Source organism: Pantoea sp. Lij88 (assembly GCF_030062155.1).
Taxonomy (GTDB): Bacteria; Pseudomonadota; Gammaproteobacteria; order Enterobacterales; family Enterobacteriaceae; genus Pantoea.
The window spans coordinates 259,254-283,718 of sequence record NZ_CP118267.1 but is presented as its reverse complement, the minus strand read 5'-3'; the positions used below and the strand labels follow the sequence as shown (position 1 = coordinate 283,718).

31 protein-coding genes are annotated in these 24,465 nt (G+C 53.5%); 14 read left to right on the top strand and 17 right to left on the bottom strand.

Going from position 1 to position 24,465, the window contains the following annotated elements:
- Nucleotides 1-877 precede the first annotated feature (877 nt).
- From PU624_RS01545 to PU624_RS01525, 5 genes are all read right to left on the bottom strand, one after another.
- A complete protein-coding gene (locus PU624_RS01545; protein ID WP_283545103.1) occupies nt 878-1,171 on the bottom strand; it encodes a DUF1493 family protein in 294 nt (97 codons plus the stop codon).
- Nucleotides 1,165-1,623, bottom strand: coding sequence for an STM2901 family protein (locus PU624_RS01540; protein WP_283545143.1), 459 nt, complete (start codon nt 1,621-1,623; stop codon nt 1,165-1,167). The genes PU624_RS01545 and PU624_RS01540 overlap by 7 nt, the downstream gene beginning before the upstream one ends.
- 151 nt (nt 1,624-1,774) lie before the next feature.
- Complete coding sequence (locus PU624_RS01535) at nt 1,775-2,200, bottom strand: DUF1173 family protein (RefSeq protein WP_283545102.1); 426 nt, start codon at nt 2,198-2,200, stop codon at nt 1,775-1,777.
- A gap of 272 nt (nt 2,201-2,472) precedes the next feature.
- A complete protein-coding gene (locus PU624_RS01530; RefSeq protein WP_283545101.1) occupies nt 2,473-2,793 on the bottom strand; it encodes a hypothetical protein in 321 nt (106 codons plus the stop codon).
- Between the two features lie 115 nt (nt 2,794-2,908).
- A complete protein-coding gene (locus PU624_RS01525) occupies nt 2,909-3,604 on the bottom strand; it encodes a B3/B4 domain-containing protein (RefSeq protein ID WP_283545100.1) in 696 nt (231 codons plus the stop codon).
- Nucleotides 3,605-3,647: 43 nt separating this feature from the next.
- On the opposite strand from PU624_RS01525, the gene PU624_RS01520 reads away from it, so the two are divergent.
- A complete protein-coding gene (locus PU624_RS01520) occupies nt 3,648-4,250 on the top strand; it encodes a helix-turn-helix domain-containing protein (protein ID WP_283545099.1) in 603 nt (200 codons plus the stop codon).
- A 5-nt stretch (nt 4,251-4,255) separates the two neighbouring features.
- Here PU624_RS01520 and PU624_RS01515 read toward each other — a convergent pair whose 3' ends face one another.
- Nucleotides 4,256-4,756, bottom strand: a complete 501-nt coding sequence (locus PU624_RS01515; RefSeq protein ID WP_283545098.1) for a MarR family winged helix-turn-helix transcriptional regulator — start codon at nt 4,754-4,756, stop codon at nt 4,256-4,258.
- Between the two features lie 137 nt (nt 4,757-4,893).
- Between PU624_RS01515 and PU624_RS01510 the strand changes: the two genes are divergently transcribed.
- The 4 genes from PU624_RS01510 to PU624_RS01495 all read left to right on the top strand — a co-directional run bounded on the left by PU624_RS01510 (nt 4,894) and on the right by PU624_RS01495 (nt 8,118).
- Nucleotides 4,894-6,051, top strand: a complete 1,158-nt coding sequence (locus tag PU624_RS01510; protein ID WP_283545142.1) for an MFS transporter — start codon at nt 4,894-4,896, stop codon at nt 6,049-6,051.
- A gap of 67 nt (nt 6,052-6,118) precedes the next feature.
- On the top strand, nt 6,119-6,811 hold the full coding sequence (locus tag PU624_RS01505; protein ID WP_283545141.1) for an aspartate/glutamate racemase family protein: 693 nt from the start codon (nt 6,119-6,121) through the stop codon (nt 6,809-6,811).
- A gap of 25 nt (nt 6,812-6,836) precedes the next feature.
- Complete coding sequence (locus PU624_RS01500; protein WP_283545097.1) at nt 6,837-7,166, top strand: DHCW motif cupin fold protein; 330 nt, start codon at nt 6,837-6,839, stop codon at nt 7,164-7,166.
- Nucleotides 7,167-7,377: 211 nt separating this feature from the next.
- Entirely contained in the window at nt 7,378-8,118 is a 741-nt protein-coding gene (locus PU624_RS01495; protein WP_283545096.1) for a YoaK family protein, read from the top strand.
- 36 nt (nt 8,119-8,154) lie between these two features.
- Here the strand turns inward: PU624_RS01495 and PU624_RS01490 are convergent, their stop codons facing one another.
- On the bottom strand, nt 8,155-8,880 hold the full coding sequence (locus PU624_RS01490) for an SDR family oxidoreductase (protein WP_283545095.1): 726 nt from the start codon (nt 8,878-8,880) through the stop codon (nt 8,155-8,157).
- Nucleotides 8,881-8,979: 99 nt separating this feature from the next.
- On the opposite strand from PU624_RS01490, the gene PU624_RS01485 reads away from it, so the two are divergent.
- Nucleotides 8,980-9,864: a LysR family transcriptional regulator gene (locus PU624_RS01485; protein ID WP_283545094.1), complete on the top strand. Its 885-nt coding sequence runs from the start codon at nt 8,980-8,982 to the stop codon at nt 9,862-9,864.
- 22 nt (nt 9,865-9,886) lie between these two features.
- Here the strand turns inward: PU624_RS01485 and PU624_RS01480 are convergent, their stop codons facing one another.
- Entirely contained in the window at nt 9,887-10,282 is a 396-nt protein-coding gene (locus tag PU624_RS01480; RefSeq protein ID WP_283545093.1) for a (R)-mandelonitrile lyase, read from the bottom strand.
- A gap of 85 nt (nt 10,283-10,367) precedes the next feature.
- Nucleotides 10,368-11,384 (bottom strand): substrate-binding domain-containing protein, encoded by a 1,017-nt coding sequence (locus PU624_RS01475; protein ID WP_283545092.1) that lies wholly within the window; start codon nt 11,382-11,384, stop codon nt 10,368-10,370.
- 371 nt (nt 11,385-11,755) lie between these two features.
- On the opposite strand from PU624_RS01475, the gene PU624_RS01470 reads away from it, so the two are divergent.
- The gene (locus tag PU624_RS01470) at nt 11,756-11,950 is read left to right on the top strand and encodes a hypothetical protein (protein WP_283545091.1); all 195 of its coding nucleotides are present in this window, start codon (nt 11,756-11,758) and stop codon (nt 11,948-11,950) included.
- A gap of 393 nt (nt 11,951-12,343) precedes the next feature.
- On the opposite strand, the gene PU624_RS01465 is transcribed toward PU624_RS01470, so the two are convergent.
- The 4 genes from PU624_RS01465 to PU624_RS01450 all read right to left on the bottom strand — a co-directional run bounded on the left by PU624_RS01465 (nt 12,344) and on the right by PU624_RS01450 (nt 14,044).
- Entirely contained in the window at nt 12,344-12,598 is a 255-nt protein-coding gene (locus tag PU624_RS01465) for a biofilm/acid-resistance regulator YmgB/AriR (RefSeq protein ID WP_283545090.1), read from the bottom strand.
- Nucleotides 12,599-12,767: 169 nt separating this feature from the next.
- Entirely contained in the window at nt 12,768-13,061 is a 294-nt protein-coding gene (locus PU624_RS01460) for a hypothetical protein (RefSeq protein ID WP_283545089.1), read from the bottom strand.
- Nucleotides 13,062-13,255: 194 nt separating this feature from the next.
- Nucleotides 13,256-13,501 carry a regulatory protein YcgZ gene (gene ycgZ / locus PU624_RS01455; protein ID WP_283545088.1) on the bottom strand — a complete coding sequence of 82 codons (246 nt, stop codon included), beginning with the start codon at nt 13,499-13,501 and terminating at the stop codon, nt 13,256-13,258.
- 249 nt (nt 13,502-13,750) lie between these two features.
- Nucleotides 13,751-14,044: a hypothetical protein gene (locus PU624_RS01450; protein ID WP_283545087.1), complete on the bottom strand. Its 294-nt coding sequence runs from the start codon at nt 14,042-14,044 to the stop codon at nt 13,751-13,753.
- A gap of 457 nt (nt 14,045-14,501) precedes the next feature.
- Between PU624_RS01450 and PU624_RS01445 the strand changes: the two genes are divergently transcribed.
- The 4 genes from PU624_RS01445 to PU624_RS01430 are packed head-to-tail and all read left to right on the top strand — an operon-like array spanning nt 14,502 to nt 17,933.
- Nucleotides 14,502-15,416: a metal ABC transporter substrate-binding protein gene (locus tag PU624_RS01445; protein WP_502921559.1), complete on the top strand. Its 915-nt coding sequence runs from the start codon at nt 14,502-14,504 to the stop codon at nt 15,414-15,416.
- Entirely contained in the window at nt 15,413-16,219 is an 807-nt protein-coding gene (locus tag PU624_RS01440) for a manganese/iron ABC transporter ATP-binding protein (RefSeq protein WP_283545086.1), read from the top strand. Before PU624_RS01445 ends, PU624_RS01440 begins: the two co-directional genes overlap by 4 nt.
- Before the next feature lie 2 nt (nt 16,220-16,221).
- The gene (gene sitC, locus PU624_RS01435; RefSeq protein WP_283545085.1) at nt 16,222-17,082 is read left to right on the top strand and encodes an iron/manganese ABC transporter permease subunit SitC; all 861 of its coding nucleotides are present in this window, start codon (nt 16,222-16,224) and stop codon (nt 17,080-17,082) included.
- Nucleotides 17,082-17,933 carry a metal ABC transporter permease gene (locus tag PU624_RS01430; protein WP_283545084.1) on the top strand — a complete coding sequence of 284 codons (852 nt, stop codon included), beginning with the start codon at nt 17,082-17,084 and terminating at the stop codon, nt 17,931-17,933. Before sitC ends, PU624_RS01430 begins: the two co-directional genes overlap by 1 nt.
- A gap of 99 nt (nt 17,934-18,032) precedes the next feature.
- Here PU624_RS01430 and PU624_RS01425 read toward each other — a convergent pair whose 3' ends face one another.
- From PU624_RS01425 to PU624_RS01415, 3 genes are all read right to left on the bottom strand, one after another.
- Nucleotides 18,033-18,458, bottom strand: coding sequence for a putative T6SS immunity periplasmic lipoprotein (locus PU624_RS01425; RefSeq protein WP_283545083.1), 426 nt, complete (start codon nt 18,456-18,458; stop codon nt 18,033-18,035).
- A complete protein-coding gene (locus tag PU624_RS01420; RefSeq protein ID WP_283545082.1) occupies nt 18,455-18,985 on the bottom strand; it encodes a type IV secretion protein Rhs in 531 nt (176 codons plus the stop codon). The genes PU624_RS01425 and PU624_RS01420 overlap by 4 nt, the downstream gene beginning before the upstream one ends.
- A gap of 473 nt (nt 18,986-19,458) precedes the next feature.
- Nucleotides 19,459-20,184: an SDR family oxidoreductase gene (locus tag PU624_RS01415; protein ID WP_283545081.1), complete on the bottom strand. Its 726-nt coding sequence runs from the start codon at nt 20,182-20,184 to the stop codon at nt 19,459-19,461.
- Between the two features lie 118 nt (nt 20,185-20,302).
- Here PU624_RS01415 and PU624_RS01410 point away from each other — a divergent pair, with 118 nt between their 5' ends.
- The 3 genes from PU624_RS01410 to PU624_RS01400 all read left to right on the top strand — a co-directional run bounded on the left by PU624_RS01410 (nt 20,303) and on the right by PU624_RS01400 (nt 22,896).
- Nucleotides 20,303-21,205 (top strand): LysR family transcriptional regulator, encoded by a 903-nt coding sequence (locus tag PU624_RS01410; RefSeq protein ID WP_283545080.1) that lies wholly within the window; start codon nt 20,303-20,305, stop codon nt 21,203-21,205.
- 383 nt (nt 21,206-21,588) lie between these two features.
- Nucleotides 21,589-22,059 carry an OsmC family protein gene (locus tag PU624_RS01405; protein ID WP_283545079.1) on the top strand — a complete coding sequence of 157 codons (471 nt, stop codon included), beginning with the start codon at nt 21,589-21,591 and terminating at the stop codon, nt 22,057-22,059.
- A 255-nt stretch (nt 22,060-22,314) separates the two neighbouring features.
- Nucleotides 22,315-22,896 carry a DUF6886 family protein gene (locus PU624_RS01400; protein ID WP_283545078.1) on the top strand — a complete coding sequence of 194 codons (582 nt, stop codon included), beginning with the start codon at nt 22,315-22,317 and terminating at the stop codon, nt 22,894-22,896.
- 82 nt (nt 22,897-22,978) lie between these two features.
- On the opposite strand, the gene PU624_RS01395 is transcribed toward PU624_RS01400, so the two are convergent.
- Nucleotides 22,979-24,436, bottom strand: coding sequence for a YncE family protein (locus PU624_RS01395; RefSeq protein ID WP_283545077.1), 1,458 nt, complete (start codon nt 24,434-24,436; stop codon nt 22,979-22,981).
- Nucleotides 24,437-24,465 lie beyond the last annotated feature (29 nt).

The following is a 24,465-nucleotide window of genomic DNA, read 5'->3' as shown; positions in this document are numbered from 1 at the left end:
TTATTACGCGTATTATAAAGGACCTGCAGTCACAGCTCAAAGACAGACTATGGTTTGACGACCCATCCCAGACTGAACAATCCCAGCTGGATAGAGACCTTAAGAAATATATATCCGTCAAAGAGACACAGGCAAACAGGACAAAGATATTTGCAATCCTGTTTACCGGGCTGGCAATAATTTTTATTTCTATAACGAATCGTTAAATAACTACCGGTCAGAAGGTGCAATCTTGCGGACCGTGTGGAGAGTGTGTAAAACCGGCTGGTAGCTGTCAGATGATTAGTTGCCAGGTTTTCTGCAGGTTGTTGTAAAGCGGTACTTAATGCAGATTGAAACTGGCGAGAATGCAGACCTGAAATGGCTGACAATGTTTCATAGTGCTTTTGATATTTTTATGTCACACTGCAACTTCGATTAATCAGCAGTATATCTTTAAACCTCGTTGTAAAGCGTGGTGAAAGCATTATTATTTTTAAGTATATCAAGCTCAGTTTTACAAGACTCCAACAGGCTTGGCATACAACATTCGAAAGAATAAAAAATTTCTATGGAAGAGTAATTTATGAATGATGATAACGATAAAGCCATCAGGGAAGCTGATGAAAGAGAGCGATCTAATAACTGGCTTGCACGAATGAATTCCAATAGAATCATTTTTATCTTAGAGGTTATTGCTATAAGTGTAATGTTATACTGCCTATATAGAAACTAAACCTTCAATATTCTCAGCTTTTCATTTCACGGTTTATCTGCAAGACACTATTGTTTTCTCCCTTAACCACAAAACACTTTACCCTTCCCCGAGCGATTAATGGTGTCCAGCGCGGCCATTAATGCGTCTGCGTTCGCACGCTGCTGTTGCTCGCTGGACTTATCAGTCATAGCACCATCGTCTGGCACGTACTGACTCGATCAGCATCCCGATAGTGAGAGGGATGGCATCGCGCGGGTTTTTCGGATAGTAGAGGCTGAATGTCACCTGGTCAGAATCCATTCCAAACGCATCGAAGACGTTCTGAAGGCATTCCGCAGCGTCCTCCGGGTCCAGCTCCATGTCCAGATTGAGCGACATCTCTGGCGTGAGAGTTTTTTTCCGGAACGTCAGCAGGGAGCGGCCGTTCCACGGCTCGATGAGTGCCATTACGCGTGACTGGGTGTCGTCTACCATATCTTATCCTCCCCGCGGGCGATGGCATTGTACAGTCTGACCGAATTGAAACTGATATCGGCAACGTCTCTGGCCAGAATCACCCAGCCCACGAAGGGTATCGCTCGTCCGACAAAGGTGCTGAGCTTATGCGTAAAGAGAATACGCGCGGTCCGGGGCGGGTATCCCCCTACGATGGTGGGGAGCTTTATGCCGAAGGGAAATTTGGCTTTCGGAAATACTCTGCGCGCTGCCCGTGAGGCATAGGAGGTTCCCTTTAGAGCATCGCGCGGTTTGGTGCGGGTAGTCAGGACATTACGTCCGGACAGGATGGCCACGATCGCGCCGAAGTCATCAACCCCCAGCTGTTCAGCAACTTCTTCACAGAAAATTATGAAAAAGAGCTCACCAGCGGTAAGGTTGGGTCTGCCTGCGTAGAAATAAGTGTTATTGAGTTCTTCAGTCGTGTCCACTGCCAGCTCCTGCAGGTTCAGCTTCATTTATCGTCCTGACGCTTCTTAAACAATACCTCCCGCGTTCAGGCCTGACAACCTGACGGTCAGTGACAGGATAACAAGATACGGTAATTCAGCCGTATCTCCCTGCGGGTAAACAATATCCGTTTCAGACGGAAGGAAATGCCGGCATATCTGACTTCTCTACAGCGTTCCAGGACCACCAATGGCCGACCCCATATTCCGCCTCATAATAAGAGGTTTTTTCCTGCATACGCAGCAGGTACTCAGGCGTGTTCATGCCAAAAACTTCCATCGGCAGCGCATCCACGCCAGGAACGTCCTTGAGCACAAAATTCGGAAACACATCTTCTTCACCGTCGTAGCGCAGAGGCTTGACAAAGGCGCTTTTTTCCTGCCACAGTTTTTCTTCCACAGCCCCCCCATAGCCTGAATCCAGCGGAATAAAGCGTGGGCTGACCATCATCAGCGCTACATCGATCACTGTGCTGCAGCAGGACGGCCGGCTACGCTCGTCTATTTGCCTGAACGATGTTTCCGGCGGCTCTGTTTCAGCGATAATCACGACTTTCATTCCCCTGCGCCAGTCGCCGAGCTCGCGGCTGAAGCTTCACTCCAGCCAGCACCGCCGCAGTCGGCTTATTGGTGAAACGGTATACCGTCATAATGAGACTGCTTTCAGCACCATCAATATCTTCTGACACTATTTTTAATGCATCTCTTTCAGCCGTAAACGGTAAACCCACGCTGATTTCAGGTGCTGAGGAATAAGGTAAGACGGGCGCAGCAATAATAACGGCCAGCGCGAAATCAATAGAATAATAAGATAAACACGCTCACCAGAAATCAGCGCTTCAGCAATTGCTGGCAGGCATGGTCATCCTGTGCGGCGCGCTGCTGCTCATCGAGGGTCAGTTGCTGCCAGCGGCTAATCACGCTGCGGCCCAGTCCCGCTTTATACGCTATTTTTTGCAGCGCATAGTCAGAATTACCGCCTTCAATGACATTTTGCATCTGCTGGTCGAGCGGCTGCGCACTGTTTTGATCAATCGCGCAGAATACCGCGACGTAATACGCCTTATCTTCATCACTGTCGTTCGGGATCAACCACCAGCCAGCCAGAATAAGTAGCAGCAGCAGAGGGAGGATATATTTTACTTTCGCCATGAGAATCACCGGTTGTATGCAGTTAAGTCAGCCGGGAATGGCCAGACGCAGGGCGCGTATCCTGCCACAGATAACGCTCATCGTTAACCCCGATCACCCGCTGTTGAGGCCATGTTCAGACTCCGGGCGCTTCAATGAGCGTCGTCGTAATCTGCGCGCCTGGCATCATCTGCTGTAATCCTGAGACAAGATCGTCGCTGGCCTGTTGCAGTGCGGTGAGCGGCATCGCTGGCAGGCTTTCCAGGATGAACCACATCTGACGCGCACTGGCATCCAGTCGGGTCCGCACGCCCTGACGCCAGTTCCAGCGGCGGCAGGTCACGCCCTCATCGTCACGCCAGATCACCTCGCCCGGTTCCGGTGACTCGTAAACCACCTCGCCCTCTTTGACGGTATCGAAACGTTCACTGCCGTCAGCAATCACCAGACGCGGCTCGCCCGCATATGCCGCGATATTCTCACCACCGACCGGCAGGGCGTATCGAATGCTGATGGCGTTATAGAGATCGACAACCGGATCGATAGCAGGCAATTCGCCATCCCGCAGCACGCGCTTGCGTAATGCTTCAGCCGAACAGGGCGTGCGTTTCGCTTTGGCACCAAAAGCTTTAAACACCTCAGCCCAGGCGACAAGATGCGCGTCAGCCCAGGGCACATCATCATTTATCACCTGCTGGCACGCGCTTTTCAGAGCGTCGCTGGCGATCTCAGATCGGGTAATCGGTGTCGCCTCCACCACAATACTCATGGCACGAAAGCCAGGCGCAAGCGCGAAAACGGCGGGATCGATTGACGGATCAACAGATAACATTGGATACTCTCTCAGTGACTAATTTATTTTATAGTAATGACCGATGACCAATAAAGTCAATATAACGACCGATGCAGGTGCCGATGTCGCCAGCGTCAATCAGGCTGTTTCAGACAGTATTAAAAGCTGGCGTAAACGTCAGAAACTCTCGCTGGACGAGTTGTCCCGCCGCGCCGGTGTCAGTAAAGGGATGCTGGTCGAGATCGAAAAGGGCGCGGCTAATCCCAGTATTGCCATCCTCTGTAAAGTGGCGGCCGCGCTGGGCGTTTCGGTGGCGGATATCGTTAACGTTTCACATGCGCCAGACGCCTGGCTGATCGAAAACAGCGAAATGCCGGTGTTGTGGCAGGGCGAACAGGGCGGAAGTGCGCAGATGCTCGCCGGTACGCGCGGGCCGGATATGATCGAGCTATGGCGCTGGCAGATGTTTCCGGGCGAACTATTCAGTTCCACCGGCCACTCGTCCGGTACGCTGGAACTGCTGCACGTCGAGCAGGGCACGCTGGCATTAACCGTGGGTGAGCAGACTCTGGTGGTGCATCAGGCCTGTGCGGCGGTGGCACGAACCGATATGCCCCATGCCTATGCCAGTGCCGACGATCAGCCGGTTATCTTCACCATGACGGTGGCCGAACTGCAGCGCTGACGGCGCTAGTCTGCAGCTTCGCCGGGAAATTCCAGCAGCAGAGTCTTCAGCAGCCTCTCCAGATCAGCTCGCTCTGACGCAGCCAGCGGGGCCAGCACCGCCTCCTGCGTGGCAGTATGAACGCGGAGTGCATTCTCAATCTGTTGCTGCCCGTGCGGCGTCAGCCCCACCAGAATGCTCCGCTTATCATCCGGCGCGGCAACACGTTCAATCAGCTGCTGCTGCTCCAGCCGGTTGAGACGATTTGTCATCGCGCCGGAGGTCACCAGCAGCGCCTGGTAGAGCTGCGTAGGCGACAGGCGATAAGGCGAACCCGCCCGTCGCAGTGTCGCCAGCACATCAAATTCCCCCTCCTGAAAACCAAACGGTTCCAGCGCCTGACTGCGCGCTTTCGCCAGATGTTTCATCAGACGCAGCACTCTGCCAAAGATACGCATGGATGAGGCATCAAGATCGGGCATCGCGCTGTCCCACTGGCTGACAACGAAATCAATATGGTCGTGCATAAATCACCTGTAGATGCTGGGGTTATGTTGTCGGGTTGTGCTCACCCTCTTAACAGCGGGCATAATTTATCTTAACGTTAAGATAAATAGTGGCAGCCCGGTGCTGTCATCGTCAATCTTCTGACAGGGCGTCGATGATGAAAGAAAAAGTGTTGTTCCCCATTCTGTTTGCCGTGATCGCTTTTTTTATCGGGCTGAACCTGCGCCCGATGCTGGCTATTATCGGGCCGCTGTTTCCGGTGTTGCAACAGCAGGCCGGGCTGTCAGCCACCTCGTTCAGCCTGCTGACCACGCTGCCGGTGGCGATGATGGGCCTGGCGGCACTCTCCGGCCCGTGGCTCATCGCCCGCATCGGATCGGTGAGGGGCATCGCCGCTGGGTTGCTTTGTCTGACGGCGGCCTGCCTGTGGCGCGGTGTTAGCCTGACCTCCGCTCAGCTGATGCTCACCGCGCTGGCGGGAGGTGCAGGGATTGGTGTGATACAGGCGCTGATGCCCGCCCTGATTCGGCAACGTTTCGCTGAAGCTGCGGCGACGCTGATGGCGCTGTTCAGCACCGGCATTATGGCGGGCGCGGCACTGACCGCTGCCAGTGCCGAACCGCTGTTCTCATGGCTGGGCCTGCAACCCGCGCTGGCGATCTCCGGCGCACTGGCCCTGGTGACGCTGCTGATCTGGCTGACCTCAGTCAGGCGATCAACGCAGGTGAGTGCGGCACCGAATGCGGCGACGTTACCTGTGCAGCGGACCCTGCTGCTGATGATCTTTTTCGGCATTGGCACCGGCGCCTACACGCTGGTGCTGGCCTGGCTGCCGCCATTCTATATTCAGCTGGGCTGGAGTGCGCGCCACAGCGGCTATCTGCTCGCTGCGCTGACCTTAACCGAAGTGGCGGCGGGATTCATCGTCTCGGCGACATTACATCGCTTTCCCGATCGCCGACCGCTGCTGCTCGGCGTGCTGGTCCTGCTGCTGACGGGGCTGCTGAGCCTGGTGTTTTATCCGGACACGATGCCGGTGCTTTCCGCGCTGTTACTGGGTACCGGCATCGGCGCACTCTTTCCGCTGTCGCTGATCGTCACGCTGGACCATGCGCGCAGCGCCAGAGAGGCGGGGATTCTGCTGTCCAGAGTGCAGGGTGGCGGATATCTGATTGCGGCATTGATGCCGCTGGTGGCGGGCTGGGTGCGTGACAGCGGCGCGTCTCTGAATCAGGCCTGGCTGATCATGAGCGCTGGCGTGGTGGTGCTGATGATGATTGCCTGGCGCTTCAGACCGCAGAACAGCGCAGCCTGAATAAAGCCGTTGCCGATCAATGGCGATCTGGCATGCTGAAGGTAAATCCTTTAACCCGGAGTGCAATGTGAAAGTCATTGGTCTGTTAGGCGGCATGTCGTGGGAGTCTACCGCGCTCTACTACCGCATTCTCAATCAGCAGGTTAAGCAGCAGCTGGGTGGCCTGCACTCGGCGGAGCTGGTGCTTTATAGCGTCGATTTTCAGCGCATCGAACAGCTTCAGGCGGCGGGCGAGTGGCAGGAGGCGAGCGAAATCCTGGCTGAAGCGGCACGTAATCTGGAGCGGGCTGGCGCGCAGTTCATCGTGCTTTGTACTAACACCATGCATAAAGTGGCCGCGCAAATCAGCGCCGCTACAGACATCCCGCTGCTGCATATCGCCGACGCCACCGGACGTCGCATTCAGCAGGCTGGCGTGCGTAAGGTCGGATTACTGGCGACGCGGTTCACCATGGAACAGGATTTTTACCGCGGGCGACTTCAGCAGCAGTTCGGTCTGGAGGTGATCACACCTGATGAAGCGGATCGGCTGTTTGTGCATGAGGTGATTTACCACGAGCTTTGCCTGGGCGAGATCAATCCCGCCTCGCGCCATCGTTACAGGGAGATCATGCAGACGCTGGTGACGCAGGGGGCCGAGGCCATTATTCTCGGCTGCACCGAAATCACCCTGCTGGTTGATGCCACCGATGCCAGCGTGCCGCTGTTTGATACCACGCTGATCCACGCGGAAGAGGCGGTTATTCAGGCCCTGTCTTAACGCTCATCTTCAATAAGGGAATTGCATGAAAATAGACAATCTGCCGTTTGGTCTGACGCAGTGGGATCAGGTTGAAGAGACGATTCATCCCGGTGACCAGGGACAGGCGACGTGGCGAACCGTGAAATTTAACGATATCCGGGTTCGGATGGTTGACTACTCACCGGGCTATGTGGCCGATCACCGGTGTACCAAAGGCCATATTTTACTCTGCATGGCGGGTGAGTTACATACGGAACTGGCGGATGGCCGCCGTTTCGTACTCACGCCCGGTGTCAGCTATCAGGTGGCAGACGATGCGGAACCGCATCGTTCATTTACTCCCACCGGCGCGCAGCTCTTTATTGTTGACTGATTTCACTCTCCACCTGGATTGTGGTCATCCACTGGTGAATCATCGCGTCGTTGACACTTTTAAAAGTAAACTGAATCTGCTTTATAAAAATCAGCAAAATTAATGGCTTATTTCATCAGAGTTATCTGGTTCTGACAGGAATAATTTCCATCAGGTTGTATGCTTGAAGCCTTATAAGATCGTTTTGCATTCACCTGATGTGGGGAAGCCTGTGCTGATAAAAAAGAAGAAAGTTCGTTCGCATACCGAAGACCGACTGCTGGCGCTGGTGCTGGCCACCACGGCCGGCATCCTTAATGCCATGGCGCTGGGCGCGTTTGGATTTTTCCCGTCGCATATGACAGGGAATACCTCGCAGATCTCCCAGGAAGTGACGACCAGCGACCTTCACACCATGCTGTTTTTAATGGCACTGATTATTGCCTTTGTGCTGGGCTGTACCGTTGCCCGACTGGCGGTGGTGGTGGGGATCAGACATAAGTTACGCACCATATTCTGTCTGATCATTCTGGCCGAAGGCGCGGCGCTCACGGCGGCCTCGATCTTTGAGCTCGTGTTCTACCGGCCGAGTTTCAACGGGGAAGTGCTGGTGATGCTGGGCTTTTTAATGGGCATTCACAATGCAACCTCGACGCAGCTCTCCAATGGCCGTGTCAGATCGACGCACATCACCGGCACGCTGACCGATGCGGGCATTGCGCTGGGTTCCTGGATCTTTGCTCACACGTCGCACGCTGTGCATCTTGAAACCGATGACCGTCGCTTCTTCCAGAAGGTCCTTCATACCCATCTGACGACAGTATTCTCCTTCCTGAGCGGCTGTATTGCCGGTCTGCTGCTGTTTAAAGCCTATGGCTTTAACGCGATGGTGGGTCTGGGTGTGTTTCTGATGCTGGTGGCACTGACGGCTATTGCCGTCACCGTCCAGCGCACCCGCCGAAGCCTCTACTGATCGAACGGCCCGATGCAGCGCGCATCGGGCCTTCACTTACTGCTGCGTGCGGGTTGGCCGCACCACGATTTCATTCACATCCACCTCTTCAGGCTGCTCTATGGCGTAGCGGACGGCGCGACCGATGGCGTCCGGCTGCAGCGCAATGGCGCGATAATGCTGCATTGCCTCGGCAGCTGTCGGATCGGTAATCGTGGACGCCAGCTCGCTCTCGACCACACCGGGATGAACACAGGTCACCCGCAGCTGGCTGTTCTCCTGCCGCAGGCCGTCGGAAATTGCCCGTACCGCAAACTTGGTGGCGCAGTAAACGGCCGCAGTGGGCGAGACCGCCAGCGCCCCGATGGAAGCGATATTGATGATGTGACCGCGCTGGTGGGCCAGCATGGCCGGCAGCACTGCCGCGATGCCATAGAGCACCCCTTTGATGTTCACATCGATCATCTGATCCCACTCTTCCACCCGCAGCGACGCCATCGGTGACAGGGGCATAATGCCTGCGTTGTTGATCATCACATCCACCCGGCCCCATTTCTCCAGCGCATAATCCACGAACAGCGCCACATCGTCGCGTCGCGTGACATCCAGCGCTTTAATTGCCACTTCCGAGCCACTGAAACGCAGCTCTTCAGCCAGCGCGGCCAGACGGTTTTCGCGCCGCGCGCCCAGCAGCAGAATGGCATCCGTTTTGGCCAGTTCACGTGCGATGCCAGCACCAATACCGCTTGATGCGCCGGTAATTAAAATCACTTTCTGAGTCATTTTGTTTCTCCAGTCAGGTTGTCACTGGCGATCATACGGCGGCTGGATTATAAAGATAATCCACCAAACGCTTCACGGACTAGTAACTGAATCTGACCAATGAATACCGATAAAAATGCTCTCGAAGTTTTTGTGATTGTGGCGCAGACCCGAAATTTCCGGCTGGCAGCAGAACAGCTGGGCGTCACGCGTCCGGCGATCAGTCAGAGTCTGCGGCGGCTGGAAGACCGGCTGAACATCACGCTGATGCAGCGCACCACGCGCTCGGTGCAGCTGACCGAAGCCGGACAGCAGCTCTATGCCGAGGTGGCGCCAGCTATCAGCCAGCTCAACCGCGCCGTCACCGATATCGCGGAACTGGCGGCTGAGCCGCGCGGCCAGCTGCGGCTGGCGATCTCCTCAATTGCGGAGCGGATGCTGGGGGGAGAGCTGCTGGCGAGCTTTATTACCGCTTATCCGCAGGTGGAGCTGGATATCACCGTCACCGATGAGGAATTTGATATTGTCGGGCAGGGCTATGACGCGGGCGTGCGGCTGGGCGAAGTGATTGCGCAGGATATGATTGCGGTGCCGGTTTCCACCGCGCAGCGTCAGGTCGCGGTGGCGTCCCCTGCCTATCTGGCGCGGGCAGGCACGCCGCACCATCCCGAAGAGCTGGTGAATCATCGCTGCATCGGCTGGCGAAAAGGTCCGGGCCTGGCGCCTTATCGCTGGGAGTTCGCGGAGCGAGGACGTGAGTTTGATGTCGCCGTCAATCCGCAGCTCACCACCAATGACATGGGGGTGATGATTCGCACCGCCTGCGCGGGAGGCGGCATCAGTTTTGGCATGGAAGAAACTTTCCAGCCGTATATTGCGCGTGGCGAACTGGTGACTTTACTGGATGAGTGGCTGCCCGCCTTCGCCGGGTTCTATCTCTATTTCCCCAGCCGTAAAAACCTGGCCCCAAAGCTAAGGGCGCTGATCGATCACGTCAGGCTGTGAAGAGGGCAGAATGCTCTGCTAATCAGCGCTGATATTGCTGATCGGTGACGTGCTCCAGCCAGTCAACCGGCGAGCCATTCAGTGACTCAGCGATAGCAATGTGCGTCATGGCGTTATCCGGCGTTGCGCCATGCCAGTGCTTCACATTCTCCGGGATCCAGACGATGTCTCCGGTATTCATCACCTGAATGGCCTCACCCTCACACTGGATCCAGCCCTGACCCTGCGTGATGATCAGGGTCTGCCCCAGCGGATGAGTATGCCAGGCGGTTCGGGCGCCCGGTTCAAAGGTCACCGTCGCCCCACCCACGCGGGCAGGCTCTGTTGCCTGGAAGGGTGCATCAATCCTGACCGTGCCGGTAAAATAGTCTGCTGGCCCTTTACGGGAAGGTTGCGAACCGCTGGCGATAATTTTCATAACTGACTCCTGCTGCTAAGGATGAGTTGAAGTGTAGCCTGCGGGCCGGAGAGGGATTAACCCGGTTTAGTGATCTGTGCGCGTTTCAGGCCGTCATGTTGTATCGGGTGATGATGTTGATTTTGGAGTAGGGCGCAGGCGGTTCTGATGCAGGCAGAAAGCCATGAAACTCCAGCAGCGTTCTGAAGGCGTGCAGCGCATCGAGCTGTAAATTATGCTCGATGAGCGCATCAATTTTACCGGACTGCAGCAGGGCACAATTCTCCTGATCGAGATCGTGACCGATGCAGGCATGCACCTGGCGCTTTTGTTCAGCAAACGCGCGCAGTATGCCGGGATTGCCGCCGCCGACCGTATAGACCGCATCCACATCCGGATGGCTCTGCAGAAACTGCGATACCGACTGATGCATCCGCTCATCAATGCCATACCCGCCTGCTACCACACTCACCTGATGCTGGGGGGCAAACTGCTTCATCGCTCGCTGAAAACCCTCAATCCTCTCCTGTTCGCCAATGAAATCGCGACTGCCGGTTACTGCCACGATATGCGACCGGCTCACCCGCAGCCATTTAGACATCAGAAATGCCGCCACCTTACCGGCATCAAAATTATCCATGCCGATATAGCGCAGGCGTGCGCTGTCGGGTAAATCGCTCATCATGGTGACCACCGGAACACGTTGTTTCAGCAGTGACTCAATCGTGGGGTTAAGCTCGCCGCAACAGGCCGCTTTCAGAATGACGCCGTGACTGTGAAACGCTTTTTTGTTCAGCAGCGCATTGATCGCTTCCGCGGTGAGATGCGCGCCGAAGTGGAAACGCAGCTGAAGTCTGAAGGCCGCAAAGCTGGCAATCTGACTGCTGAGCGCCTCACGTATCAGTGGCTGAAAGCGGTCCGGGGTATGCATGATGACGTCGAAGTAAAGCGTTCTTCCCCTGGCCAGCCCCGCTTTTTGCATCAGTTCCAGGTCCGCTATCGCCTGCTGGATGCGGTGCTGCGTGCGGGCATGCACGTTGCCTCGCTGATGCAGGGCACGATCGATGGTGGCCAGGCTGAGGCCCGACTGGGCAGCGATCTGTTTCAGGGTGAATTTAGCCATGCGCGACTCGCGACATCAGAGGATAACGACAGTTTTATCATACTGCTGGCGGTGCTGTCTGGCGTGCGGATCAGGAATGCAGAAGGGTTTAAAACGTGGGTTTTAAATCTGCCCTGAAGGGGGAATTAATCACACTATTAAACGGTCCGGTTTACCTTTCACAACAAAAAAAATGGCAGCGGTTATTCCACTATTTTTGTTATTTATCGGGCAGGTGATAATCCGGGCTGAAATAAATCCGGATAATATTCCGGGCCAGTACAATTAATAACCTCTTTGCCGCTTCGCTTATATTTACGCGGCAACGGCTTTTTTGTTTTTTAGTTCCCGCTAATGATAGACTGTATATGCATACACCATCGGGAGGTCGTGTGAAGTACGACAACGATAACGAGATCCGTGCGCTGGTTGGTGCGGTGGTCAGTGATTTGATCAAGGCAGGAGAGCCGGTTCATTTTCACGACATTACGGACGCCCTGTTTCGCCTGAGCGAAGAGACGCGTGATAGCAGACTGAAAGCATTGTGTCAGGAAGCGATAGGCTTTTTCATCCGCAAAATGCATTAAGGTTGATGGCGCCGATGGCGGGCGCCATCCTGAACCTCAACCCCGGAACATCCCCCCTCAATCCCTGACTCTGTCTGAGAATAAGACGCATTGAATAATACTGACGCGCATTAACTTCTGCTTATTTTAAGCATGCTGAATTTTATTTTCGGGACAGGAGATGATGTGCCTGACAGGTCATGATGAAATATTGATAACGAACATTTCAGGCAGAGTAGTTAATTTTAGTCTCTCACCTTATTGCATCCACACTATTCTTAATGTCAGCAATATCAGTCGCCTGTGGCAGAGTTTTATAAAGAGCTCATCTCTGTGCTAATTAACGCGGAAATTTAAGACGCTTTAAAAGCGGGAGAGTATCCTGCGCTATCGCGGATAGCGCAGGATGAGGGATCAGATGCCGGTATCGTCCGGGGTACGACCCACGACGATTTCCAGCGTCCTGCGCAACAGGTCCAGTCTGACCTCATCGGAAGTGCATTCCAGTTCTGCGATCAGATAGAGGATGATCGCTTTGTTGGTTACACGTCCCTGGTCAGCCACAATGTCACGAATCACTGCGCCCAGCAGTTCGGTTTCCGGAGCAAGCTGATCACCTGCGCTGCGAAAATAATCAATGATTGAAGAATCTGATGAAGAATGTTGCATGATTTTTCTTTCTCTGAGGAAAAGGGGTCAGACGCAATGGTTAATGGTTGAAGTCAAAAACGAGTGTAGACGCTGTTTTCGTTTTGCCCAGCCAGCCTAAAAAAATTCTGTTCAGTTCTGCCGCTTCGCTTATAGTCAGCCGCGCTTAACAGGCATGCAGCCCGCTCAGTCAGTGCTTCTTGGAACCCTCTGGCGGTCCATCACTGTTCATACGATGAGTCTGCTTATCACGTTCAGCGCCGTCACCCTGCACGCGCTTCCGCGCGGCGACCATGCCGTTTCGGACTTCAGTGATGGCTTTGCGTATGACGGAGACTTTACTGTCATCATCCGCCTCCGCTGCCATCAGTTCGAGCTGTGTGATTAAGGCATCGCTGGATACCGGCTTGTCTGACTTGAGCAATGTCAGAACGGCTTCGCCGATCATGACATCTGTCAGTTTCTCATCTTCACTTCTGTACATACTGGCTTCTCTGATTGCGAATCAATGGCCATGCTGCGGGTCCGTATACGTCAGCGGGTGCGACTTCGCGCACCGGATACGGGAAAGCAGTACTGGGCTTTTATTACGGTAAGGCCTGGGTAGAACTTAGGTCGATCTTCCTGGGTGAAAGCGTAAAGCAGGCGTCCTGAAAACACTTACGGCCGTGGGGGATATCACTCTTCGCGACGGAACAGCATCGCGATTAAATCCTGCAGGTGGCTCTCTTCTTCTGGCGTTTCTGCCAGTTCGAGGCGGCGCAACAGCTTGCTGCAAATCGTTTTACGACTGAGGCTGTGACCTGCGCGCAGAATTTCAACAACAACCGTGCCCAGCGTCTCCTGTTGCAAAGGGGAGCTGGCCTGATTGAAGTAACGGGCAATATCGCTGATCGTTTCCGGGGCTTGTCCGTTCTGACGCATCTTGTTGTCCTCAGGAGGTTAAAATGTATAGCGCTCTGGTAGCGCAAGTTATACATCTTTTCAAAACTTGTACAGGATTTTGGATTTTTGGGATAATTTTTTTGGTGCAAAAAATGCTATTGCTTTTAAAACAGGGTGTTACGAGGGGGTTAGTGCGAGGTGAAAATTGTACCAGATTTTTGAATCTTTAACAGCTCCCCGGACGCTCCGACCTGAATATTCAGGCCGGCAGGGGATTAAACACTCGGATCAGTGTTTAAAAAAGATGTCATCAGCAGAGACAGGCGCAACCGGCTCTGTGCCAAAAGTACTGGAAAGCCAGTTTGCCGGGGCGGTGCTACGCGAACCGATGGTTTTGAACCCCATCAGCCATTGACGCGCATGCTGCATTAGCTCAAGACGATGCTCATTTACTTCAGACTCTGCCATAACCTGTAGCTCTTTAATCAGCAGTTCAACATTAACTTCCTGACCGGCATTAAACAGGTTCATTGCGGCTTCGCCAATGATGACATTCGCTTTTTCGTCGCTGGAAAAATACAAATTATCCTCCTGGGTGATTGCGGTAAGTAACATTAACTGTAGCAAAAAAATTCACGAAGCTTAATCAATTCAGCCTATCAATAAGATTATTTTAATTGTCGAACTTCTGTACACCAGACGCAGGTGTAAACCGGCAACAGATTCTCTTCCCCTGAACGGCAGCCGTGGCCAGGCTCCTTTTAATCCTGTTCCCGCTTCTGCAACCGACCTCGCCGGAGTCTTAAGGGCTGTGAAATGGGGGTGAAGCCGTGCCCATCCCTTTGCTGCTGTTATTTATCAGTAAATTAAAATCGTTACACATCAATAATTAACCACCACGATTTACAAAACTTCACACCCGGCTCATCACGCTGAATAAACTTCACAACCCTGCTCTGTCGCAAAGGTATAGCCTGTGCTATAAAAAATAGCCTGTGCTATTTATGTTCTCTTTTTAATCGCCTCTGGAGATCGCCCGATGGTGCCGATAAAAAAAATCACCACCCTGTTACTCAGTGCGCTGCTGACAACCCTGATGACAGCCAGCAGTTATGCAGCAGAAAAATTTAAGGTAGTGACGACCTTTACCGTGATTGCTGATATGGCAAAGAACGTGGCGGGCGATGCCGCAGAGGTCACCTCCATCACCAAACCGGGGGCTGAAATACACGAATATCAGCCGACACCCGGCGATATCAAGCGGGCGCAGGGCGCGCAGTTGATCATGGCGAACGGGCTCAATCTGGAACTCTGGTTTCAGCGCTTTTATCAGCATCTGGACGGGGTGCCGGAAGTGATTGTCTCGGCGGGAATCAAACCCATGGGCATAGGTGAGGGACCGTACAACGGTAAACCGAACCCGCACGCCTGGATGTCACCCGACAATGCGCTGATCTACGTCGATAACATTCGCGATGCGCTGGTGAAATATGACCCGGCTCATGCAGACACCTATCGTCAGAACGCCGCCGCCTATAAACAAAAAATTACCGCCGCGCTGGACCCGTTACGTCAGCAGATTGCAGACATCCCGGAGGATAAACGCTGGATGGTGACCAGCGAAGGCGCCTTCTCCTATCTGGCACGTGACCTGGGGATGAAAGAGCTTTATCTGTGGCCGATCAATGCGGACCAGCAGGGCACGCCGCAGCAGGTGAGAAAAGTGATCGATCAGGTGAAGAAAAATGCTATTCCGGCTGTGTTCAGTGAGAGCACGGTGTCGGATAAACCCGCCCGTCAGGTCGCACGGGAAACCGGTGCGCACTACGGTGGCGTGCTTTATGTCGATTCCTTAAGCAACGCTCAGGGACCGGTGCCGACCTACCTTGATCTGCTCCGCGTCACCACTGAAACGCTGGTGCAGGGCATCAAAACGGGAGAGAAAGCACAATGACAGACACTATCGTGGTTTCCGACGTCACCGTCACCTATCGCAACGGGCATACCGCGCTGCACGACGCCAGTTTCAGCGTGCCGGGCGGATCGATTGCTGCCCTGGTGGGCGTGAATGGATCAGGCAAGTCAACGCTGTTCAAAGCGCTGATGGGTTTTGTCCGTCTCGCCAGCGGCAGTATCTCGGTGCTGGGCATGCCAACGCGCCAGGCGCTGCGTAAAAGCCTTGTCGCTTATGTGCCGCAATCGGAAGAGGTGGACTGGTCATTTCCGGTGCTGGTAGAAGATGTGGTGATGATGGGGCGCTACGGTCACATGGGCCTGCTGCGCCGGCCTGAACCGCACGACCAGCAGATTGTCAGTAAGGCGCTCACGCGGGTCGATATGCTGGATTATCGCCATCGCCAGATCGGCGAACTCTCTGGCGGACAGAAGAAAAGGGTGTTTCTGGCGCGTGCGATTGCCCAGCAGGGTAGCGTCATCCTGCTGGACGAGCCGTTTACTGGCGTGGATGTACAGACCGAGGCCAGAATCATCAGCCTGCTGGGTGAGCTACGCGATGAAGGCAAGACCATGCTGGTCTCAACGCATAATCTGGGGTCAGTCACAACGTTCTGCGATTACACCGTGATGGTTAAAGGCACCGTTCTGGCCAGCGGCCCGACCCGGAGCACCTTTACCGCTGCCAATCTTGAGCGCGCGTTCAGCGGCGTGCTGCGTCATGTGATGGTTAAAGGGCTTGACGATCAGATCATCACCGATGATGAAATTGCGCCACGGGCCGCACGGGAAGAGGGCTGTTAACCATGGAACTGTTACTGGAACCCTTCGGTTATCACTATATGCTCAACGCGATGTGGGTTTCCGCGATGGTGGGTGGACTCTGCGCGTTTCTCTCCTGTTACCTGATGCTCAAAGGCTGGTCGCTGATTGGTGATGCACTTTCACACTCCATCGTGCCGGGCGTAGCGGGTGCCTACATGCTGGGTCTGCCCTTTGCGCTGGGGGCTTTTCTCTCCGGTGGTCTGGCGGCGGGCAGTATGCTGTTGCTGAATCAGCGAACGCGCTTAAAGGAAGACGCGATCATCGGCCTGATTTTCTCCTCTTTCTTTGGTCTCGGTCTGTTTATGGTGTCGCTTAACCCGACTGCAGTGAACATTCAGACCATTGTGCTGGGCAATATTCTGGCGATAGCACCCGCTGATATCCTCCAGCTGGCGCTGATTGGCGGGCTGTCGATCATCATTCTGCTGTTTAAGTGGAAAGATCTGATGGTCACTTTCTTTGACGAGAACCACGCGCGTGCCATCGGTCTGCGACCCGAACGCCTGAAAGTGCTGTTCTTTACTCTGCTGGCGGTTTCAACCGTGGCGGCGCTGCAAACCGTCGGCGCATTTCTGGTGATCTGTCTGGTGGTGACGCCCGGCGCGACGGCCTGGCTGCTCACCGATCGCTTTCCGCGTCTGCTGATGATTGCGGTCGCCATTGGCAGCATCACCAGTTTTTTCGGTGCCTGGGCGAGTTACTACCTGGATGGTGCAACGGGCGGCATCATCGTGGTGGCGCAGACGTTGCTGTTCCTGCTGGCGTTTGTCTTTGCACCGAAACATGGCCTGCTGGCTAACCGGCGTCGTGGCCGTCAGCACCCCGAGAAGGAGCCTGGCTGATGTGGATCCTTGAACCTTTCCATTTCGCGTTTATGAACAGTGCCCTGCTTATCGCGCTGGTGGTGGCAATCCCCTGTGCGCTGCTTTCGGTGTTTCTGGTGCTAAAAGGCTGGGCGCTGATGGGCGATGCCATGAGCCATGCGGTGTTCCCTGGCATCGTGCTCGCCTGGATGGTGGGATTGCCGCTTGCGGTGGGCGCATTCGTTGCGGGTCTGTTCTGCGCCATCGCCAGTGGTTTTCTGCAGGACAACAGCCGTATTAAACAGGATACGGTGCTGGGCATTGTCTTCTCTGGCATGTTCGCGGTGGGGCTGATCCTCTACATCGCCGTGAAACCGGAAGTTCATCTGGATCATATTCTGTTCGGCGATATGCTGGGCATTACTGGTGCGGATATTATTCAGACAGCGATTATCGCCGCCGTGATCGTCCTGGTGATTGCAGTGAAGTGGCGTGATTTTATGCTGTTCAGCTTCGATCCGCAGCAGGCACAAGTCTCCGGCTTACCGGCTCGTTTGCTGCACTACGGGCTGCTCTGTATGGTCTCGCTGACCATTGTGGCGACGCTGAAAGCGGTGGGAATCATCCTGTCCATTTCCCTGCTGATCGCGCCTGGCGCTATCGCAGTGCTTCTCACCCGACGCTTTTCACATGCGCTGCTGGTGGCGGTTGTGGTGTCAGTGCTGGTATCGCTGAGCGGCGTTTATCTCTCATTCTTTATCGACAGCGCGCCTGCGCCGACTATCGTCGTGTTGTTTGCGCTGGTGTTTGTTGTGGCGATGGTGATCGCAGGGCGCAAAACCCGGCGGCTGGAGCGGCTTAAACTTCGCGAAGGCGGCAGGGCGGGGTGAGGGGGTGATCAGTTTGGCTAAGATGGCTCGTTTGGGGGGGGTATTGATCAGCTGTAATCAGGTAAATTAACCCGCATACAAAATATGCGGGTTTGTAATTTATCTATTTACGGGTTGGGTAATAGTAAGATTGTTACCTCGTTGTACAACCTGGAAGGTGGAGACAAAGGCTTTTCTTGTTGCCTTGTTATTCTCACTTTCTGCTCTCTTGTTCACTTCAATAAAAACGAGGTATGTTTGCCCATCTTCAAACTTTATTTCTTCTGGCTGAATGCAAAAAAGACCCGCTTTGGGTTGCTTGTCAGCAGGATAAACAATCTGTTTTGAAGGTTCTTTCACATTGTAAGTTAACGCGGATACAATCTTTTCATCATTTTGTATTGGTATAGAAACACATACATCGCTGTTCTGGACGTGGGCAGTAACGGGTATTTCTTTAGTATATCGATTGTCGAGGTTTTCGCCCAGCGTGCAACCATTCAAAAGAAAAAACACAGGGATTAAAGTTTTAGTTAAAATATTCATTTGACTGGGAAACCCTCAAGAACTTTTTGATATTTTGCATAAATCTGCTCGTCTACAGATCCAACATAAGAAACTTCACCGTCTTTTCCGCGCCTTGCCAGCCACATCTTAATGCCAAATTTAGAAAGCAAAAAATAATCAGCAATGATTTGTGCTTGTTGTTCTAATCTGTAATCAAGTAACTTTTTGTTTTCTTCAAATGAGTATTCATAACTAACAAAACCACTAACAAGACCTCTCATTCGTACCCATATGCCCCGTTGATACTGCCAGACATGTGACATCTCATGGATGAAAAGATGTTGGAATTGAAATGACTGAGTTGAAAAATCCTGGCAATACCAGTCCCGAAAATATAACTCGCCATTGGGGCTCATTGCGGTATTCCTTCCCTGAAGCTTGAAGGGAAAGTAACTCGCATGATGAATCCAGACGCGAGAATAGACAATAGAGCTTCCGAATATCGATTTTGCTAACGCTATTTCTCCTAGTGTCAGGAGCCTCTGACTCCCTTCATTATCACTCATGCAATCCTCCTTAATTTCAATAAATAGATCGTTCAGTAATGCCCTAAAGCTATGCTATCTGATACACCTTACAGGCTATAGATTTTAACAAAAAATTTTGGCGTTGTCTTAAATAGGGGGGCGGATAATCGGGTGTTTAGCTGGAAGAGTATTTTCGGCGGTAAACTATAGGCAGTCCTTCCAGCTTCATTAAGAAGGTCATCATTAAGTAGCCCTTTCTTAACATTCATAATCTCTATCAACTGATAGAGACAATCATTTAGCTCAGTATTTGGCGAAGTGATAGCGGAAAACACAGTAAAAGCTTAGTCCAAATGACAATACAAGTGGTCTTTCAGGACATTAAGATCGGTTAAGTGATGATTCAGTCATATCTGAACTCGCATCGCGCTCAACACCCAAAGCGTTCTGCCTCAACCCGGCAAGACAGCCTGCCCGATCCGGGGCAGGCTGATTGTGTTTTTAAACCTGATTCACCAGGGCGCACGCTTCCTATCGAAATAGAAGCCTGCCGTCATTGTCTGGGATGCTTCCGCCGCAAGCCAGACGATCCCCCTGGCCGCCTCGGATACCGTTCTGTGACCGGTATGTCCGTTAAAATCAGTGGCCGTATATCCCGGATCAACCGCGTTTACGCTGATGCCATACTCAGACAGCGCGTTGGCAAATGCCACCGTAACGCCATTTAACGCCGTTTTGGAACTTGTATAGCCCAGTGCCGCTACCTGAGAGTAGGGATGCGACCGATCAGAAACCCACTCCAGCGATCCCAGTCCGCTGCTGACCATGATGATCCGGGGTTCTTCGCCTGATTTGAGCAGCGGCAGAAAAGTCTGCGTTACCCTGATGACGCCAAAAACGTTGGTGTTATAAATCGTCATGATATCGCTGATGCTCTGCGCCTCTGGCGCGATAGGCCAGGTGCCGGGAATACCCGCATTGTTAATCAGCACATCAAGTTTTCCATCTTCTGACTTAATTTGCCCGACGGCCGCGTCAATACTTTCCTGGTCTGTCACGTCAATAATAGCCAGCCGCACTTCAATACCTTCCGACAGCAACAGGCTGACAGCATCCTGACCGCGCGCCGCGTCGCGGCATCCCAGCCAGATCTTATATCCGAATTTCCCCATCTCCCTGGCCGTTTCAAAGCCAATACTCTTGTTTGCGCCGGTAATTAATACTGTTCTCTTCTTCATGACGTTGCCTCAGTGATTTATGCAGGTGTCTCTGAGTTATAAATCTCACCGGGCTGTTTGATAAGAGGTCGCAATACGAATACGCTGTTCGGAAAAGCGAACAGTGAGGGAAGTTGAGATGGATGATGTCGCGATATTTCTTGCTGTGTTCAGAGGCCAGGGTTTCCGGGCCGCAGCTAAGACGTTAGGCCTGGCGCCCTCAACGGTGAGTGAGAGGGTCACCGCGCTGGAGGAGAGTCTGGGGGTTCCGCTGTTTATCCGCACAACCCGGAGCGTAACGCCCACTGAGGCTGGCCGGATGCTGGCCGAGCGCATGGCACCTCTGCTGAGTGAAATGAGATCGGTGATGAATGACGTAGCAAGTTCGCAGCGGGAGGTGCGCGGGCTGCTCAGGCTGAACGTGACGGGCGCGGTGATGGTCGATATTCTGCCGCCTCTGCTGGAGCAATTTCTCGATCAACATCCGTTACTTCGGGTAGAGATTATGGTGGACGATCGCCTGATTGATGCCACGGCAGAAGGCTGCGATGCAGGCATTCGCTATGGCGAACATCTGGCCCAGGACAGTGTAGCCGTTCCTGTCGGCCCGCGGCGGCAGCGTCTGGCGCTGGCAGCGGCTCCCGGCTACCTTGCTGACCACGGTCTTCCTTTTCATCCGACCGCCCTGGCCGAACATCGCTGCATCCGCCTTAAGTATTCCAGCGGCGCGCTGATACCCTGGGAATTTGAACGCAACGGGGAAATCGTCAGCGTCAATCCTGCTGGTCGTCTGACTATCGGCGTCAATGGCGCATCAGGCGCAATTGAGCTGGCAAAAAAAGGTCAGGGCATTATTGCCGTCTTTGAAAACTGGTTGCAGCCCTGTTTTACGACGGGTGAACTGCAGCCGGTGCTTCCGGACTGGTGGCCCGAATTTGAAGGTCCCTGGCTCTACTTCCCCAGCCGCTTTATGTCAGCGCCTTTGCGCGCTTTTGTGGATTTTCTTAAAGAAGTTCAGGAACCGCCTGAGCCGCTCGATTGACAACTGCATACCAGGTCATCGCTCACAGGAGACAGGAGTTTTGCCGTCTCTGATTCATACGAGCGATAGAACGGCCGGTTAACTTCCCGGCGCAGTACGTCGTGCTCTTTCTCTCTCCCTCTGCCCCTGTCAGGGCATCATCAGGCGGTCAGGGTGTGAATATGCCCCCAGCTGAGCGTCATAACATTTCCGCTGCAGCGTCCCGATCGCCATCCTGGCGGACCTGACCAGCCACTTTCTGCTTTGTGCCAGAAGCTGACATGCATCAGGTGCGATTGTGCTGTTTTATCAGTCAGGATAATGTTGCCTGGGTAATACAGATGCGACTTAACCCTCTCATATTGTGAGAGCCGGCTTTTATCATAAAAAAGTGAGTCAGCGACATGGAACATCAATATACATCGCGCATATTCTGGACCGGAAATCTGGGCACGGGCACATCGGGATATAAAGACTATGCGAGGACATGGGACATCGCTATAAGCGGCAAACAAATCATCCATTGCTCCAATGATCCGCTACTGGGGGGCGACTCCAGTAAAATGAATCCTGAAGACCTCCTGATATCCTCGCTTTCTGCATGCCACATGCTCTGGTATCTGCATCTTGCCTCAGACGCCGGGATTACCGTTCTGGAATATGAAGATTCACCGATAGCGACGGGGGAGGTTTTAAAAGGCGGCGCGGGTCGATTTCTGTCGGCTGTACTGAGACCTAAAATCACAATACCAGAAGATACTAACCTGGAGTCAGCAATGGCTATTCATCATGAAATACATAAAGTCTGCTTTATAGCGAGATCGGTAAACTTCCCGGTCCATTATGAGCCTGAGTTTGTAATTAGTAATCTATAAGAAATCAATCCGGGTTTATTGCAACTCTTGATTTACCGGGGTTGTCTGCGGCAATTCCCTTTTTGCTCAGAGGGGACTTGAGCCTGCGTTAAAGACTGCTTTGATCCTGCAGCGGGCCTCACCCGCATTTTGCTTAGCACAGGTACAGTGACGACCTGCAACAAAAACACGCTAAGCGATCATTCATATAGTTGAAACTTTATTTAATCAGGATGATCTTTTCGGCGTGTTGGACACATTTTAAGGGAGCCTTGAGTGCGTCTTTTCCATTTCAGCGATAGTCCTGATATCTCACTATTCAAACCCCGCCCGATAAGGATTCATGTCGAGAGGCCAGCGGGGCTGGAGTGGCTAAACGGGTCACTCGTATGGGCTACGGATGAAGCGCACGAATTACTTTATCTTTTCCCCCGTGAGTGCCCTCGTATCGTGTCCTGGTCTCTGCCGGACACGAACCTTTCAGACCTGGAACGATGGATGGGCAGCCACTCCCATGCCACTGCCATTGCCTGTATTGAGCACGCATGGCTTTCACGCTTTCAAAGTGGAAAAGTTTACAGATATGAAATGCCAGTACAGGACTTTGAACCAACCGGTGAGGTCGGTATGTGGGTATCGCGAAAAAATGTTGTCCCGACTGACGTCAGGGTGATTTCCAGCCTAGATGCAGAGCTGGCATTACGAAATATCACGCTTCGTGTAATGGACAGGCTTACGCCACTCAAAAGTATCTGGCAGTCATCACTTCACGCCAGCGGCATCAGATTGAGAAATGCACAGGACTGGGGCAAACCGGGGTGGACGCATTCGAAGCCGGGCCGCCCAGTGATCGTATAAACTTATGACTGATGAGCAGGATAGCGTGACAATAAAAAGCCAGATCCCCTATGTGAATCTGGCTTACAGCGGCAAAGCGGGGTTAACGCATCTGAACCTGCACCGGTTTGCCGTGCTGATCGACGGTGCCTTCCAAAATCACCAGGTAGCGGCGTTCATCTGCATGATGGCTATCCACCACCTGACGAATCGGACCGACAGCATTGACGATGGCTGCACCGGCCGGGTTGGTCATAAATTGCGCCAGTGGCTCCAGCTCACCTTTTCCTTCAGCATTTGACGACAGCGCCAGTAGATAAGCCTGCTTCGGTTCCAGGCCGGTGGCAGACGCCTGCAACACCTGGGTCAGCCCCTGATCGAACAGGGTCAGCGTGGTTGCAGGCTGCGCCCCTTTCGCGGCATTAACCGCTTTCAGCGTCAGGTGGGCGGCAAAACCTGCCAGGCCCAACGGCACCAGGTTCTGCTTACCGTCGCCCTGCGGCACGGCATTGGGGACATAGACCACCGCCTGCGGCGCCTGACCAATGGGAATGGTTGCGATCACTTTATTGCTCAGGGTATCAATCGCCGTTAAGGCGTCGGCGTTTTCAAGACCGACATAGACACGACTGCCGTCACCTGACGGCCAGACGCCGTGTGGCAGATTGCCCACCGGAATGGTCGCGACCTGACTGAAATCATCGGTGCGGTAAACGTTCACTTTGTTCAGGCCACCGATGGTGACGTAAGCAAAGGTGCCTTTGGCGTTATGCACGATATTGACGTGGTTAGTGATCGGACCGCTATCAATGGTTTTCAGCAGCGTAAAGGGTGGACGTGCGTCGAACACCTGCACTTTACCGACATCTTTAAGCGTGAACCATACCTGCCTGCCATCAGGCGTGGCGGCTATGTTGGGACAGAACGGGCTGGCCTGTTTGATGCTGCCGATAATTTTATGCTCTTTAACATCCACCACCACCGTTTCAGGGTTGAAGGAGGAGCAGACGTAACCGTATTGGCCGTCCGGTGAGAAAATCTGCATACCCGGACCGCCTGGCACTTTAATCCGCGTTTTCTCTTCGCCGCTGGTGCCATCAAGCACCGCGACATAATCTTCACCGCGCACGGTAACCCAGATTTCTTTGCCGTCCGGGGTGTAAAACGCCTCATGCGGTGAACGGCCTACATAGGTCACATGTTTCACCGCGTTGGTCGCGGTATCAATCAGGCTGACAGAGTTGGAGCCAATCGAAACAACGGCCAGGGTTTTACCATCGGGGGAAAAGCCCATGCCATGCACCAGCACCTGGCCCTTATAGAGCGGGCTAAGGTTGGCAGGCTGCGCATCACCCAGTTTAATTACGCCGAGCAGCGTATTGCTGGCGGGATCGGTAACAGAAACGGTATTGGAGAACTGCTCTGCCGCGTATACGCGATCGCGATGACTCACGCTGATGTCCGCCGCAGACGCGGCATAAGGCGCTTGTCCCGCCAAGGCAAATGACGACGCCAGCGCCACTGTTACCGCAAGTGCCGGGCATAAGAATGGTCTTGTCATGATGTATCCCTTTTAATGTCAGTGGTTAT

Coding starts and splice junctions, on each gene's coding strand:
- PU624_RS01545 (WP_283545103.1), bottom strand. CDS start 1,171: ATGGTAGACGACACCCAGTCACGCGTAATGGCACTCATCGAGCCGTGG.
- PU624_RS01535 (WP_283545102.1), bottom strand. CDS start 2,200: ATGAAAGTCGTGATTATCGCTGAAACAGAGCCGCCGGAAACATCGTTC.
- PU624_RS01530 (WP_283545101.1), bottom strand. CDS start 2,793: ATGGCGAAAGTAAAATATATCCTCCCTCTGCTGCTGCTACTTATTCTG.
- PU624_RS01525 (WP_283545100.1), bottom strand. CDS start 3,604: ATGTTATCTGTTGATCCGTCAATCGATCCCGCCGTTTTCGCGCTTGCG.
- PU624_RS01520 (WP_283545099.1), top strand. CDS start 3,648: ATGACCAATAAAGTCAATATAACGACCGATGCAGGTGCCGATGTCGCC.
- PU624_RS01515 (WP_283545098.1), bottom strand. CDS start 4,756: ATGCACGACCATATTGATTTCGTTGTCAGCCAGTGGGACAGCGCGATG.
- PU624_RS01510 (WP_283545142.1), top strand. CDS start 4,894: ATGAAAGAAAAAGTGTTGTTCCCCATTCTGTTTGCCGTGATCGCTTTT.
- PU624_RS01500 (WP_283545097.1), top strand. CDS start 6,837: ATGAAAATAGACAATCTGCCGTTTGGTCTGACGCAGTGGGATCAGGTT.
- PU624_RS01490 (WP_283545095.1), bottom strand. CDS start 8,880: ATGACTCAGAAAGTGATTTTAATTACCGGCGCATCAAGCGGTATTGGT.
- PU624_RS01485 (WP_283545094.1), top strand. CDS start 8,980: ATGAATACCGATAAAAATGCTCTCGAAGTTTTTGTGATTGTGGCGCAG.
- PU624_RS01480 (WP_283545093.1), bottom strand. CDS start 10,282: ATGAAAATTATCGCCAGCGGTTCGCAACCTTCCCGTAAAGGGCCAGCA.
- PU624_RS01475 (WP_283545092.1), bottom strand. CDS start 11,384: ATGGCTAAATTCACCCTGAAACAGATCGCTGCCCAGTCGGGCCTCAGC.
- PU624_RS01465 (WP_283545090.1), bottom strand. CDS start 12,598: ATGCAACATTCTTCATCAGATTCTTCAATCATTGATTATTTTCGCAGC.
- PU624_RS01460 (WP_283545089.1), bottom strand. CDS start 13,061: ATGTACAGAAGTGAAGATGAGAAACTGACAGATGTCATGATCGGCGAA.
- ycgZ (WP_283545088.1), bottom strand. CDS start 13,501: ATGCGTCAGAACGGACAAGCCCCGGAAACGATCAGCGATATTGCCCGT.
- PU624_RS01445 (WP_502921559.1), top strand. CDS start 14,502: ATGGTGCCGATAAAAAAAATCACCACCCTGTTACTCAGTGCGCTGCTG.
- PU624_RS01440 (WP_283545086.1), top strand. CDS start 15,413: ATGACAGACACTATCGTGGTTTCCGACGTCACCGTCACCTATCGCAAC.
- sitC (WP_283545085.1), top strand. CDS start 16,222: ATGGAACTGTTACTGGAACCCTTCGGTTATCACTATATGCTCAACGCG.
- PU624_RS01430 (WP_283545084.1), top strand. CDS start 17,082: ATGTGGATCCTTGAACCTTTCCATTTCGCGTTTATGAACAGTGCCCTG.
- PU624_RS01425 (WP_283545083.1), bottom strand. CDS start 18,458: ATGAATATTTTAACTAAAACTTTAATCCCTGTGTTTTTTCTTTTGAAT.
- PU624_RS01420 (WP_283545082.1), bottom strand. CDS start 18,985: ATGAGTGATAATGAAGGGAGTCAGAGGCTCCTGACACTAGGAGAAATA.
- PU624_RS01415 (WP_283545081.1), bottom strand. CDS start 20,184: ATGAAGAAGAGAACAGTATTAATTACCGGCGCAAACAAGAGTATTGGC.
- PU624_RS01410 (WP_283545080.1), top strand. CDS start 20,303: ATGGATGATGTCGCGATATTTCTTGCTGTGTTCAGAGGCCAGGGTTTC.
- PU624_RS01405 (WP_283545079.1), top strand. CDS start 21,589: ATGGAACATCAATATACATCGCGCATATTCTGGACCGGAAATCTGGGC.
- PU624_RS01395 (WP_283545077.1), bottom strand. CDS start 24,436: ATGACAAGACCATTCTTATGCCCGGCACTTGCGGTAACAGTGGCGCTG.